Consider the following 12822-nt stretch of genomic DNA (forward strand, 5'->3'; position numbering starts at 1 on the left):
ATACCCGGACGATTCTTCGCCCGGGTTTTTTATTTACATTTGGTATAAACACTCATTTTATGATAGGCGAAAGAGAGCGAAGTTTTATGCAAATAGCGGTGGAGCTATCCCGCAAGGGAATGGAAACCGGTGACGGAGGCCCCTTTGGCGCTATTGTGGTAAGAGGGGAGGAGATCATAGGCAAAGGCTGGAACCAGGTGCTGCTAACCAACGATCCTACCGCGCATGCTGAAGTAGTGGCCATACGCGATGCCTGTAAGCAGCTGAACACTTTCCAGCTGCACGACTGTGAGATCTATACCTCCTGTGAGCCATGTCCCATGTGCCTGGGTGCCATTTACTGGGCCCGTCCGCAAAGAGTATACTTTGCCAATACCAAGGAAGATGCTGCTGCCATTGACTTTGACGATTCCTTTATTTACCATGAAATAGAAGTACACCATAGCGGCAAGAAGATACCGTTCATTGCTTTCCCGGATGCCGCTGCTTTACAGGTGTTTAAGGATTGGAAGGCGAAGGGGGATAAAACGTTATATTGATGTATACATTATTTCAACATAAAGTGCATCATCCAGAAAGCTGCCAGCACCAGAAATAGAACAGCCATTACGATCAGTACAAGCTGAATATAATAATCCACCGGATAATCCGCTGCTCTTCTGCGGTGGTTTTTCTTACGCAGCTTACGCAGCAGCTGCCACTTCATCTGCCTCACCATTACGGGTAAACGCTCTTTCTGGGGAATGGCAGCCAGCCCTTCCAGCGCATCGCTGCAAAGCTCACAATCCGCTACATGTTTTTCCACTTCGTGCTGCTCGGCTGCACTTAGCTTACCCTGCACATAGTTCAGCAGCTGCTGTTGTGCAGGACATTGCCCGGTTACTACAAATATGTCATTTAGATCCTCTTTCACAGTATGCAATATTAACGTTTATGGCTGGGTTGTTTTTCTATTAATTGTTTCAGGTTCCGTTTCCCGTTCTGGATATAACTTTTTACCTGCAGCAGGGTATAACCTGTTTGTCCGCTGATCTGCTGGTACGATAGCTTGTCCAGGTAGAAAAGCCGTACACAGGTGCGTTGTTCCGTATTCAGCTGTTCCAGGGCATGCTCCATATTTTCCAGCAGCTGGTCTTTTTCTCTGAACGTGCTGGTATCTTCCAGCGCCGCGGTGCCGGGCATATGTTTTTCCATGATCTCTTCCTGGTGGCGTGTATATTTTTTACGCAGCTGCATCAGGCAGTGGTTTTTGGCTACCTGGTATATCCAGGCGCGGAAGTACTGGATCTCATGACGGTTCACATCAGATAACACTTTCAGGAACACCTGCTGCACGCTGTCGCGGGCATCTTCTTCGTTCTTCAGGTACTTCATGCACATACCCAGCAGCAACAGGGCATAACGGTCAAACAGCTGGCCTATATGGGTGCTGTTACCATCTGCTTTGTAGCGTTGTAGCAATTCTTCGTCCGTTGGTAGCAGGTTATTAATCACAGGGTAAAGATAGATGCTTCATCTATATGATGCATAGCACGAAAGTTTCCATAAATGAAGCAGCTGTGCGGTATGCAATGCGCAAATACGCAGGTGTAATGCGGGGATTGGCGCAAATGATCAGTCATTTGCACATCAGCACATTACATATTGTCCAGTGCCTGCTGTGCGGCCTGCTTCATGGTGCCGTCCATGCGTACTACTTCCTTGAACATACGCTTGGCTTTGCCCATCTGGCCTTTGCTGCGGTAACATACGGCCATCTGGTAACGGGCCATTTCGCTAACACGGCTGTTGCTGGTACCGGAAAGATGTTTGTAGCGGGAGATGGCTTCATCGAGGTCGCCATGCTGCTGGTATACCATAGCAGCTTTATACAGGTACTCGTCTGTATCTACTTTACCGGAAGTGGCCGGTGCGGCGTTGGCGCCTGTTTTGGGTTTGTTATCGTTATCAGTTTTTTTCTCGTTCTCTTTTTCTTTATTCTTTGCGATCTGTGCTGCGGGGGTGTCTTTGGCAGCAGGCTTAGCGGCGGTTTCAGGGTTATCCTTTGGTTTATCTGCCGCCTTCTTTGAACTATCCGGTGGTTTGGGTGCTGCAACGGGCGGCTTTTTAGCGGCGCTGTCCACTACCGGTTTTTTAACCACAGGGGCTGCTTTTACAGTATCCTTTTTCACGGCAGGTACTACCGGGGGCGGTGTGCCCGGGTTAGTGGCGGCGGCTAGTGCAGGAGGCTTGTGCGATAACTGCAGCTGTGTACTATCCACCGGTACGGCGGCAGGTGCCGGGGCCGGGCTGGCTACACTTGCCGCTACTACGGGTACGGCTGTACGTGCTGCAGCAGGTTTACGGCCACTATATTGGCTGATGCCGAACAGCAGGGCGCCGCCACCTACTACAAAGGCTGCCAGCCAGAAATAAATGAGCATACTTTCCCGCTGTTTTACCTTACGGGCGTAATGCTCCATTTTATGTACCTGTGATACGGGTTTAATACTATCGCGTATGTATTGCTGAATGCCGGTGGAAAGGCTGGGATATTGTTCCATCAGGCCTTCCTGTTGCAGGGCCAGCAAGGCTTCTGCGCATAAATCGCAGTCTACCAGGTGCTGCTCTACCAGGTGTTTTTCCACATCGGTGAGGCGGCCTTCCAGGTAGCGTGGCAGCTGGTCTTTATTCAGGCAACGGATACCTGCAAAGATCTTCAACAACTTTTCGTTTTCGTTATGGATGTTATTTGGCATGGGCTAATTCGTCAATTGCGTGGCTAGTCTGCTCTTAGCTTTCTTCAGTTGGTTACGGATCTTATCAACGGTTGTCCCTTTTTGAGCAGCCAGGTCGGCAAAGGTTTTATTTTCCAGGTAAAATTGTTCCATTAAGTAACGGTCATCGTTGCCCAGTTTGGCTATTGCCGTTTTTACCTGGGCTATCAACGCCTGTTTCTCTATTGTATTGTTAGCGGCTTTTTCCACTCTGTTCTCTGTGTGTAGCCGGTCTCTCGATTCCCTGGATGGGTAGTAGGGGACTTGCTTTTCAGGTTGGGCAAAGTACGTTTTAATGGTTTGATGTACCCATTCATTGGCCTTTTGAATAGACTGGACCTTAAGGCCGTTGCTGAGGCGCTGCAGCAGTTGGGGGAAAACGGTTTGGGCGCCTGTGCCGGGGTTTTTCTTCAGGTAAGGTAAACAAACAGCTACCATCAGATGGCTATATCTTTCCAGCAATACGCCTTCGGCTTCCCGGTCCTTTAATTTGCGGGCCCGGGAAATCAATTCTCTGTCGGATAAGTTGCTTAATTGCTGGTACATTGTGTTATTCTATATATTTACGTATGAATGCCAAAATGGTTCATTTATTTTTGTACTATTCTCGTCACACTTTAAAGATACGAACATAGTATTAATACAATTAATATGCCACACGCCATTATTGTAGTACCGGTAACACCTCTGCGGGCAGAGCCAGCCCATAAAAGTGAAATGGTATCCCAGGGTCTCTGGGGAGAATGTGTAACCTTATTGGAAACCGGTGCCGACGGATGGGTAAAAGTGAAAAACCAGTACGACGGGTACGAAGGCTGGAGCACTTCCACTCATTTTGAAACGATTGATCAGCAACTGTTTGATGCCCCCTACACTCATTATGCTCCTCACTGGGTAACGCCGGTAACCCTCAACGGCTGGCCCATGTACATTCCTTACGGCTGTTTGCTGAAAGCGCCTGCTGGTAATAGCAAACGAACAGTTTGGGGAAAGGCAGAGGTACAGTTTGAGGAAATCCAACCTATTCAGCAGGAAGGTCAGCCGCAGCCGGAAAACATTATGCGCATAGCATCCCGGTATCTGAACAGCGGTTATTTATGGGGCGGCCGTTCCGTATTTGGGATTGACTGTTCCGGTTTTACCCAGTCCGTTTTCAAGCTGTTAAACATACCCCTGCAACGCGATGCCTATCAGCAGGCCACACAAGGTACTACGGTAGATTTTCTGCAGGAAGCGCGCACCGGCGACCTGGCTTTCTTTGACAATGCAGAGGGCCGTATCACCCATGTAGGCATTCTGCTGAATGATCATGAGATCATTCATTCATCCGGGAAAGTACGTATAGATCCGATCGACAACCAGGGCATTATCCATGCTGAAAGCGGCTTGCGTACGCATAAGCTGAGGATAATTAAAAGGGTCCATGGTCAATAGTCGATAGTCCATTGCATTTAACGTTTGAAAAGGTTGTACGGGGTAACGCAGCATTCTCCTGCCTGATCTCGTACTGCTTCTTACCCTGATAAAGGCCATGGACTATGGACCATCGACCATGGTCTGATACTATCTATTCGTGAACATTTTCTCGTAAGCAACAATGCTTTCGTTAATGATCTTTTCAGCTACCTGTTTGTTCTGGAACTCTTCCACCTTTACAGTCTTGTTTTCCAGCTTTTTGTATTCTTCAAAGAAATGACGCATTTCAGCAATGAAGTGGGGCGGCAGTTCTGTAATATCGTTGATATGGTTTACGCTCATATCATTGGCTGCAACGGCAATAATCTTGTCATCGGCCTCGCCGCTGTCAATCATCTGCATTACGCCTATTACCCTGGCATCCATAATACACAGGGGCACTACATCTACCTGGGAAAGGATCAGGATATCCAGCGGATCATGGTCATCGCAATAGGTGCGGGGTATAAAGCCGTAATTGGCGGGGTAGTATACAGATGAATACAGTACCCTGTCCAGCTTTAGCAGCCCGCTTTCCTTATCCAGCTCGTATTTAGCGCGGCAGCCTTTAGGTATTTCAATGATCGCATTTACAATATGCGGTGCTTCGGCCCCGGGATTAACGCTGTGCCATGGATTCGTTGTCATAATAATCTGCTTGCTTTTTATGGTTACTACTCTAAAATAAATGCTTAAAGCTGAATGCTTAATGCTGAACGCTAATGCCGCGTTATAGCACCATGCACAGGCATATGCTCATTTTCACTGTTAACCGGCTCTGAAAGGTGAACTGTAATGGATGGGGCAGTGCCTTAAGGCCGCACGGTTTACGCGCCGCAAAAATAAAGCGTCGGATCCCATATTCCAAATTCCGGGCTAAAATAGCGTAAGTGACTGATAACGGGTATTGTTATACTATGGCTGGTGGCCATTGATCAGGTAGCAGGGCGGCCTGTGGATGGAAATTACTTTACCGGTACAGGAGGCATCAGGGTATCGGGCTGCATAATGTTGCTGGAATCAAAGGTAGCAGGCGGTATGTAGTTCGGGATAATGCTCTCAAAGGTGAGGGAGATCTTCCACTGGCCATGCTCTTTGATGAGCTGTAACATTTCCTTTTGTTTGGAGGAGGAGTTAAGCACGGTAACGGTGGCTTTATCGCCGTTTTCCTTGCTGTCGATCACCTCTATGCGGGCATTTTTGATCTTTTCGCGCTCTGTTTCATTGCGGCGGGCGTCAAAGAAGGAGTAGAGCTGAATTACCTGTTGCGACTCTTTGGTGGCGTAATCCCTGGCTTGTTCAAAGTTGGATTCCTGGATGGCATGCATAAATTCAAGCGCCACCTCCTGTGGTGAAGCCCGTTTTTTACAACCGCTCAGCAAGTATCCTGTTATTAACAGCAGGGTAAGAATTCGCAAAAATTTGGTCATGCAGTTGCTAAATTAAAAATAACATTGGCAAAAATAGGGGGAAAGTCTAAATCTACAAAGAAAGCTATACGTTCACACGTATCAACTGCAAACCATACGCAGGCGTCCCCGTTATTCAGGCGTTGAACTTACTATAAACGCTGTTAAGGAAGTGTTAATTGTGCGCGTTCCGCGCACAGTCCACGGACCACGGCCGATGGTCCATAGCCTACTGCGTATTTAGGTATTACGTGGAAAGGCAAGTATGCCTTCTGCGAACATACAGCATTGCGCTCTATGCAATGGACTATGGACCATGGACTGTGGACATTGCGCGCCTGGCGCGCAACTCAACTAATGCCGGCGCTCTATGATCGGCCTTGGCTCGCCGCTGCGTTGCTCCTCTTCCTCCTTGGCGCCTTCATAAGCCCTGATAATGGCTTTTACCAGGCGGTGCCTTACTACATCTTCCTCGTCGAGCTGCAGATAACCTATGCCGTCAATATGCCGGAGGATACGGGTGGCTTTTTCCAGCCCGGATTTCTGGTTCTTGGGAAGGTCGATCTGCGTAAGATCGCCGGTGATAATAGCTTTGGCGGAGGCGCCTATACGGGTCAGGAACATTTTAAGCTGCAGGTCGGTTGCGTTCTGCGCTTCATCCAGGATTATAAAGGAGTTGTCCAGCGTACGGCCACGCATATACGCCAGCGGCGCTATTTCTATCACGCGGTTGGTCATAAAATAGCTTAGCTTGTCGGCGGGGATCATATCATCCAGCGCATCGTACAGCGGGCGCAGGTATGGGTCTATCTTTTCCTTCAGGTCACCGGGTAAAAAGCCCAGGCTTTCGCCGGCTTCCACCGCAGGGCGGGTCAGGATGATCTTGCGTACGGCCTTGTTCTTTAAGGCGCGTACGGCCAGGGCTACGGCAGTATAGGTTTTACCTGTACCGGCAGGGCCTATGGCAAATACAATATCATTCTTTTCTGCCAGGCCTACCATTTTTTGCTGGTTGGCTGTTTTAGCCCTTACGGTGCGGCCATTTGGACCAAATACCAGCACATCGTTCGGGTTGCGGTCTGTGAAATTATCTACCTTTTCCTCTTCCCCCAGGATCTGTTCAAAATATCCTTCCGAGAGGTTACCATTACGTTCCAGGTACTTTACGATCTGGCCTATCTTATCCTTGGCAGTAGCTACCTCTTCAGGTGCGCCGGATAATTTAAGCTGCGTACCCCTGGAAAGTATTTTTAGCAGCGGGAATTTCTTTTTGAGCAGGTCCAGCTTTCCGTTGTTGACACCGAAAAACTCGATAGGGTTAATGCTATCTAAGTTGATAATTGATTCTGTCAAAATCTAGTTTGATTTTAGCTAATAAGCTGTAATATAATTTTTTTTCGGTCAAACCCGCTGGCAGAATTGTTAAGCAATTACTAAATCCGGTAGCCATTTTGTTTAAACGCTTCTACGCGCTCTGCAATGGCCGGATTGCCTAATGCCAGTATACGGGCGGCCAGGATGGCTGCATTGCGGGCGCCTGCTTTACCAACTGCCAGGGTACCAACCGGTAAACCTGCCGGCATCTGTACAATGGAGTACAAAGCGTCTACGCCGCCGGATAAGCCACCTTCCAAGGGTACGCCCAGCACGGGTAATGAAGTATAAGCAGATACTACGCCGGGTAATGCAGCTGCCATACCAGCCGCGGCAATGATCACGCCAAACCCGTTCTTCTGCGCATTGATACACAGATCACGTACTTTGTCAGGGTTGCGGTGCGCGGAGGCTACTATCATCTCGCCTTCAATATTAAAATACGCCAGGTGGTTCAGCGATTCCTGCATAACGGGCTTATCACTTTCCGATCCCATGATAATCATTACTTTCATCTTTCTTCGTTTTGTGCCCAAAGATATTACTCCTTTAAGAATTGTCGAAAAAGGAAATCCACAATCGTGGAAAAGTTATAGACCGGAGGTATGGCGGGGCTTGCTGCTGCGTTTTACAACCGGGTGTTAATGATGCGGTGCGCTTGTGAGATAGCAGCTAAAGGGCCAGGGCTATAGCATGTTTGAGCCGCTGTGTTTATGAGGTAAGCAATAATAGGCCTGCTGCATGGTAAGTATAAACGTAGTTCCGGTGGCAGCCTTTCATAACTTGTTGCAGCAAAACGGTCTATAAGGTTCAGGACCAAATATTATTCTTACATTTAAAGCTATAAACCTGAATAATCCCCATCTATGAACCGGCTCAATTTGATTTTTATTGTTGATGACGATCCTATTCATCAGCAAATTACACAGATCATGATAGACAGGCAGGGGATCAGTAACTCCATGCAGGCGTTCTCTGATGCTCAGGAGGTGCTGGATTACCTGGCGGGACACCAGGGAGATGACAGCGCATTACCGGATGTAATATTACTGGACCTTAACATGCCGGTAATGGATGGCTGGGAGTTCCTGGATGCCTATTCCACTTTAGCCAACACGTTAAGCAGGAAGATCCAGATCTATGTGCTAACCTCCTCCATTGACGAGAATGACCGCGAACGGGTAGGAACCTATTCTTTTGTGAAAGGCTATCTTACCAAGCCATTGTCCAGGGACACGATCCTGCAGCTGGGACTGTAGGGAATCTGTACATCATTTTGCATTTCTCAGCTGTCTGATCACCGCTTCAGGATCAGGGGCAGAGAAGACGGTATTGCCTGCCACCAGCACATCGGCGCCGGCAGCCACTATTTCAGCTGCATTGGCCACGGTGATGCCGCCATCTACCTCAATGAGCGCCTGAGACTGATGTTGCTGGATCAAAGCCTTTAGCTGCCGCAGCTTAGGCAGGGTTTGCGGTATAAAGGACTGGCCGCCAAATCCGGGGTTCACGCTCATTACCAGCACTACATCAATATCACTGATCACGTTTTCCAGGATCTGTACCGGTGTATGCGGATTCAGGGCCACACCTGCTTTCATGCCCAGGGATTTTATTTGCTGGATATTACGGTGCAGGTGCACACAGGCTTCTGCATGAACCGTTAATATATCTGCGCCGGCCTTTTTAAAGGCTTCGGCATATTGTTCGGGATGTTCTATCATCAGGTGCACATCGCACACCTTTTTTGCCAGCTTTTTTACTGCTGTAATAACGGGAATGCCAAAGCTGATGTTCGGCACAAACTGCCCGTCCATTACATCCAGGTGCAGCCAGCCGGCCTCGCTGCGGTTCACCATTTCTACCTCTTTGCCTATTTCCAGGAAATTAGCCGCCAGCAGGGAAGGAGCGACGATTGTGTTCTTATCCATGAATTACGAATTGTTCAATTACGAATTGTGATCGAAGCGAAGGTTTGAAATGTTGTACACATCGTTTTCAACCAATATCTATTGCAATTATAGTTATAAAAATGATTAAGCAATCCATAATCTCCGCTGCATTTCATTCGTAATTACTCATATCATAATTACTTTCAATGGTATTCCCCGCTGGGCGGGGCAGGCTATGCATTGCTCGGGCGGGAGCGTAATTGAATAATTCGTAATCGACAATTACTTCACTCTCTCCAGCGCTGTCTTTGCTTCCGGGTAGCTTTTGCGGAAGGTAAGCGCTTTGCTGTAATCATCCCGGGCGGCGGTTTTGTTGCCCAGCTGCTCATAACACATGCCACGATAGTAATAGGCTTCTGCATCTGTAGGCTGGGCTTTGGCCGCCAGGGTAAAATAATTCAGGGCGGGCTTCCATTGCTGTTGCTGCAGCTCCTGTTTACCCAGGGCTATATAAGCAGCCGCATAACCGGGGTCGGCCTCTATACAGCGTTTATACGTGAACGTGGCTTCCTTTTGTTTGCCCTGTTCCTGGTAATACTGTGCCATATCGTAGAGCGGATCTGCATTGGTAGGATCCTGCCGGAAAGCTATCTCATAATATTTCACCGCTTCTGCATTATGGCGGGCCCGTAGCAGGTCGGCCAGCTCCATTACGGCTTCAAACTCGCTTTGGGCGCCGGCTTTGGCCACTGCTGCTTTCAGGTGAGTGATGGCCTGCGCGGTATCCTGGTGATCTTCTGCAATGCGGGCTTTCAGGTAAAAAGCCTGGGCATAACCGTCTGTGGTTTTTTCCATACGGGCGGCCAGGCTATCAGCACGATTGTATTGTTTGATCTCTATCCAGGCCATAGCCAGGCGGTATTGCAGGTAACTGTTGGTGGGTGCGGTTTGTAAGGCTTTTTCAAAATAAGCGCCGGCTTCCTTGTAATGTTCTGTTACCAGGGCAGCTTCGCCGGCGCCGGCCCAATGATCGGTTACCGTAGGCTGCAGGGCGGCCGCTTTTTCAAAATCAGCCTGGGCCAGTGCAGGATCGGTATTGAACAGGAGCAGGGCCCGGCGGAAGTACAGGGCGGCATTATCCGGGAACTGGAGAATAGAATCCGTTAAAGGCAGTATAAGCGGCGTGTATAATACAGAATCCTTTGCGGACTGTTTACCAGGAGTGGCGGTATTGTTACAGGCCAGGCATAGGACAAATAACAGGAGCGGCAAATATTTCATGGCACGAAAATAAGCATGCGGCGCATAAATACTAACAATCTTTGCAAAGCGCCTGTAGTAGCTAGTTTCATAGACAGTAGCCGGGTTGGAACAGGGCTGAAGGATAGTCATAGTAAGGTTTTTGTGCAATTATAACGCAATAGTACACCAATACATTGTGGACATGACGTGGACTTGATGTGGACTTAATGTAGGGTTGATGTGGTAAAAAGGGCAAAAAATAAGGAGCCGCAAGGGGCTCCTTTATTGGAAAAATACTATGTAAACATTGATCAGTGCTGCATCATCCACTCTTTCAGCGCGTCATATTCCGCCGGCAGCAGAACGGCCTGTTTTTGCAGCTTGTACAGGTTTTGCACGCGCTCCGGAATTGTAATGGCCTTTTGCAGGTCTTTAGGAGCAGTATCTGCAAACTTAACCGGGTGGGCCGTTTCCAGGAAAATGCCGGTAGCCTTGCCGGGATTGTGCTGCAGGTATTGCTGCAGGCCCAGGTAGCCTACGGCGCCGTGAGGGTCCAGCATATAATGCTGCTCTTTCCATACCTGTTCCATAGCGGCTACTGTTTGCTGATCCGTATAGCTGTAAGACGACATTTTTTGCTGCAAGTCGGGCAGGCTGTTGGCGAATAACTGTAAGATGCGTACGAAATTGCTGGGATCTGCCACATCCATTGCATTGGAAAGGGTAGGCGTGGCAGGGCGGGGATCGTACTGGCCATTGAGCATAAAGCGGGGCACCGTATCATTCACATTGGTGCTGGCCACAAAATGTTTTACAGAAAGGCCCATGGCCGCTGCCATAACACCTGCGCAGATATTGCCAAAGTTGCCGCTGGGTACAGAGAACACGATGTTGGGATCAGCGCCCATCACCTTCACCTGTTTGGCGGCCAGCAGATAGTAGAACATTTGCGGCAGCCAGCGGGCTACGTTAATAGAGTTAGCGGATGTGAGCAGGCTATGCAGCTGCAGCTCCTGGTCCAGGAAGGCAGTTTTTACCATACGCTGGCAATCGTCAAACGTGCCTTGTATTTCCAGGGCGGTAATATTGCCGTTAAGGGTGGTGAGCTGTTTTTCCTGCAGGGTGCTTACTTTACCGCTGGGGTATAAGATCACCACGCGTACACCGGGTACATGATGAAAACCATAGGCCACTGCGCCGCCGGTATCGCCGGAAGTGGCTACCAGCACCGTTACCGGGCGGGCGTCATTACGGCGGAAGTATCCTAAGCAGCCGGCCATAAAACGGGCGCCTACATCTTTAAATGCAAGGGTAGGGCCATGAAACAGCTCCAGCGTATAAATATCCTTTTGCACGGGATGCAGCGGAAAGGGGAAATTGAGCGTATCGTGAATGATCTGCTGCAGCTTAGCCATCGGTATTTCATCTCCTATAAAGGGATGAATGGCCCGGTAGGCAATATCAAGATCATCGTAGTTATCCAGGAAATCTACCAGGTCTTTTTCCAGTGCCGGAATATGATCCGGGAAGTATAAACCTTTATCCGGCGCCAGGCCCTGTACAACTGCCTGTTCGAAGGATACCCGGTGCTGGTTGTTCTGTAAACTGAAATATAACATCGTTCTTATTTACGATTTTAGATTTACGATTTTAGATTTAATGCAGCGATCTATGATTTTACGCCGGGGTGCATATGGTCATAAAATCTAAGATCGTAAATCTAAAATCTAAAATGTTTTAGCTAATCACTTTTACGCCTTCCTTATTGATAGGAGAAACGTGTACTTTGTAATCCACACCCAGCGGGGCATACACGCTGTCCATAGTAGCGGCTACCTGGCGGGCGATGGTTTCCCCTTTACTAAGCATAAACACAGAAGGGCCGGAGCCGGAGATACCGCCGCCTAAAGCGCCGGTTTCCTTACACTTCAGCTTCAGCTCATAAAAGGCGGGGATCAGGATAGCGCGCACCGGTTCTACGATCACATCTTCCAGTGAGCGGCTGATAAGGCCATAGTTCTCCTGGTATAAGCCTGCTACCAGCGCGCCTACATTGCCCCACTGGCGGATGGCGTCTGTCATCAATACTTTTTGTTTCAATATTTCGCGGGCGTCGGAAGTTTTTACTTCTATCTGCGGATGGATCACTGTTACCCATAGGTCGGCAGGTGTGTGCAGGCTGGTAATGTCCAATGGTTTGTAGCTTCTTACCAGTGTAAAACCGCCCATGATGGCAGGTGCTACGTTATCCGCATGCGCTGCGCCGCTGGCCAGGCGCTCGCCTTCCATGGCAAAACGTACCAGCTGTTTAGGCGTAAAGGGCTGACCTAATAAATGGTTAGCGCCTACTACGGCGCCGGCAGAGCTGGCGGCGCTGGAACCTATGCCGCTGCCCGGTTGTATGTTCTTGAATATTTCTACTTCAAAGCCAACATCCGGGTTATCGTATTTCTGCAACAGGGCCTGTAAGGCTACTCCGGCCACGTTCTGCGCAGCATCGGTAGAAAGCCTGGCGCCGTGCACTGCTTTGATCTGTACGCCCGGCTGCTCACTTCTGCGAATGATCATTTCATCACCCGGCGCATCCATTGCCAACCCTACCACATCAAAGCCACAGGCTACATTGGCGACGGTTCCGGGAGCGAATACTTTTATTGAATCCATGGTTTATAATTACGAATTATTTAATTAGGC

General features: G+C 48.9%; 15 protein-coding genes. 3 read left to right on the plus strand and 12 right to left on the minus strand.

Annotated features, from left to right (window positions below):
* Positions 1–59 precede the first annotated feature (59 nt).
* Positions 60–539 (plus strand): nucleoside deaminase, encoded by a 480-nt coding sequence (locus BMZ54_RS26895; RefSeq protein ID WP_089919337.1) that lies wholly within the window; start codon positions 60–62, stop codon positions 537–539.
* 8 nt (positions 540–547) lie between these two features.
* Here the strand turns inward: BMZ54_RS26895 and BMZ54_RS26900 are convergent, their stop codons facing one another.
* From BMZ54_RS26900 to BMZ54_RS26915, 4 genes are all read right to left on the minus strand, one after another.
* Positions 548–913 carry a zf-HC2 domain-containing protein gene (locus tag BMZ54_RS26900; protein ID WP_162277680.1) on the minus strand — a complete coding sequence of 122 codons (366 nt, stop codon included), beginning with the start codon at positions 911–913 and terminating at the stop codon, positions 548–550.
* A gap of 11 nt (positions 914–924) precedes the next feature.
* Complete coding sequence (locus BMZ54_RS26905; RefSeq protein WP_089919340.1) at positions 925–1494, minus strand: RNA polymerase sigma factor; 570 nt, start codon at positions 1492–1494, stop codon at positions 925–927.
* A gap of 143 nt (positions 1495–1637) precedes the next feature.
* Complete coding sequence (locus BMZ54_RS26910; protein WP_143081152.1) at positions 1638–2738, minus strand: zf-HC2 domain-containing protein; 1101 nt, start codon at positions 2736–2738, stop codon at positions 1638–1640.
* 3 nt (positions 2739–2741) lie between these two features.
* A complete protein-coding gene (locus tag BMZ54_RS26915; RefSeq protein ID WP_089919343.1) occupies positions 2742–3302 on the minus strand; it encodes a sigma-70 RNA polymerase sigma factor region 4 domain-containing protein in 561 nt (186 codons plus the stop codon).
* Positions 3303–3407: 105 nt separating this feature from the next.
* Between BMZ54_RS26915 and BMZ54_RS26920 the strand changes: the two genes are divergently transcribed.
* A complete protein-coding gene (locus BMZ54_RS26920; RefSeq protein ID WP_089919345.1) occupies positions 3408–4190 on the plus strand; it encodes a C40 family peptidase in 783 nt (260 codons plus the stop codon).
* Between the two features lie 129 nt (positions 4191–4319).
* On the opposite strand, the gene BMZ54_RS26925 is transcribed toward BMZ54_RS26920, so the two are convergent.
* From BMZ54_RS26925 to purE, 4 genes are all read right to left on the minus strand, one after another.
* Positions 4320–4859, minus strand: coding sequence for an inorganic diphosphatase (locus BMZ54_RS26925; protein ID WP_089919349.1), 540 nt, complete (start codon positions 4857–4859; stop codon positions 4320–4322).
* Positions 4860–5176: 317 nt separating this feature from the next.
* Complete coding sequence (locus BMZ54_RS26930) at positions 5177–5641, minus strand: DUF4878 domain-containing protein (protein ID WP_089919351.1); 465 nt, start codon at positions 5639–5641, stop codon at positions 5177–5179.
* A gap of 333 nt (positions 5642–5974) precedes the next feature.
* Positions 5975–6973, minus strand: a complete 999-nt coding sequence (locus BMZ54_RS26935) for a PhoH family protein (protein WP_089919353.1) — start codon at positions 6971–6973, stop codon at positions 5975–5977.
* Positions 6974–7053: 80 nt separating this feature from the next.
* Positions 7054–7509: a 5-(carboxyamino)imidazole ribonucleotide mutase gene (gene purE / locus BMZ54_RS26940; RefSeq protein ID WP_089919355.1), complete on the minus strand. Its 456-nt coding sequence runs from the start codon at positions 7507–7509 to the stop codon at positions 7054–7056.
* A gap of 351 nt (positions 7510–7860) precedes the next feature.
* Between purE and BMZ54_RS26945 the strand changes: the two genes are divergently transcribed.
* Entirely contained in the window at positions 7861–8253 is a 393-nt protein-coding gene (locus BMZ54_RS26945) for a response regulator (protein ID WP_089919357.1), read from the plus strand.
* A 12-nt stretch (positions 8254–8265) separates the two neighbouring features.
* Here BMZ54_RS26945 and rpe read toward each other — a convergent pair whose 3' ends face one another.
* The 4 genes from rpe to BMZ54_RS26965 all read right to left on the minus strand — a co-directional run bounded on the left by rpe (position 8266) and on the right by BMZ54_RS26965 (position 12792).
* Complete coding sequence (rpe, locus tag BMZ54_RS26950; protein ID WP_089919359.1) at positions 8266–8925, minus strand: ribulose-phosphate 3-epimerase; 660 nt, start codon at positions 8923–8925, stop codon at positions 8266–8268.
* 243 nt (positions 8926–9168) lie between these two features.
* On the minus strand, positions 9169–10278 hold the full coding sequence (locus tag BMZ54_RS26955; protein WP_089919361.1) for a tetratricopeptide repeat protein: 1110 nt from the start codon (positions 10276–10278) through the stop codon (positions 9169–9171).
* A 161-nt stretch (positions 10279–10439) separates the two neighbouring features.
* Positions 10440–11747 (minus strand): threonine synthase, encoded by a 1308-nt coding sequence (gene thrC / locus BMZ54_RS26960; protein WP_089919363.1) that lies wholly within the window; start codon positions 11745–11747, stop codon positions 10440–10442.
* A 118-nt stretch (positions 11748–11865) separates the two neighbouring features.
* A complete protein-coding gene (locus BMZ54_RS26965; RefSeq protein WP_089919364.1) occupies positions 11866–12792 on the minus strand; it encodes a homoserine kinase in 927 nt (308 codons plus the stop codon).
* Positions 12793–12822 lie beyond the last annotated feature (30 nt).

Origin of the sequence: Chitinophaga rupis, from assembly GCF_900109685.1 — a bacterium.
Classification (GTDB): Bacteria; Bacteroidota; Bacteroidia; order Chitinophagales; family Chitinophagaceae; genus Chitinophaga; species Chitinophaga rupis.

What these genes read in the sequence shown, in the direction of transcription:
- BMZ54_RS26955 (WP_089919361.1), bottom strand. Translation starts at nt 10,278, where the DNA reads ATGACTATCCTTCAGCCCTGTTCCAACCCGGCTACTGTCTATGAAACT.
- BMZ54_RS26915 (WP_089919343.1), bottom strand. Translation starts at nt 3,302, where the DNA reads ATGTACCAGCAATTAAGCAACTTATCCGACAGAGAATTGATTTCCCGG.
- BMZ54_RS26945 (WP_089919357.1), top strand. Translation starts at nt 7,861, where the DNA reads ATGAACCGGCTCAATTTGATTTTTATTGTTGATGACGATCCTATTCAT.
- BMZ54_RS26965 (WP_089919364.1), bottom strand. Translation starts at nt 12,792, where the DNA reads ATGGATTCAATAAAAGTATTCGCTCCCGGAACCGTCGCCAATGTAGCC.
- BMZ54_RS26930 (WP_089919351.1), bottom strand. Translation starts at nt 5,641, where the DNA reads ATGACCAAATTTTTGCGAATTCTTACCCTGCTGTTAATAACAGGATAC.
- rpe (WP_089919359.1), bottom strand. Translation starts at nt 8,925, where the DNA reads ATGGATAAGAACACAATCGTCGCTCCTTCCCTGCTGGCGGCTAATTTC.
- BMZ54_RS26895 (WP_089919337.1), top strand. Translation starts at nt 60, where the DNA reads ATGATAGGCGAAAGAGAGCGAAGTTTTATGCAAATAGCGGTGGAGCTA.
- BMZ54_RS26910 (WP_143081152.1), bottom strand. Translation starts at nt 2,738, where the DNA reads ATGCCAAATAACATCCATAACGAAAACGAAAAGTTGTTGAAGATCTTT.
- BMZ54_RS26925 (WP_089919349.1), bottom strand. Translation starts at nt 4,859, where the DNA reads ATGACAACGAATCCATGGCACAGCGTTAATCCCGGGGCCGAAGCACCG.
- purE (WP_089919355.1), bottom strand. Translation starts at nt 7,509, where the DNA reads ATGAAAGTAATGATTATCATGGGATCGGAAAGTGATAAGCCCGTTATG.
- BMZ54_RS26920 (WP_089919345.1), top strand. Translation starts at nt 3,408, where the DNA reads ATGCCACACGCCATTATTGTAGTACCGGTAACACCTCTGCGGGCAGAG.
- thrC (WP_089919363.1), bottom strand. Translation starts at nt 11,747, where the DNA reads ATGTTATATTTCAGTTTACAGAACAACCAGCACCGGGTATCCTTCGAA.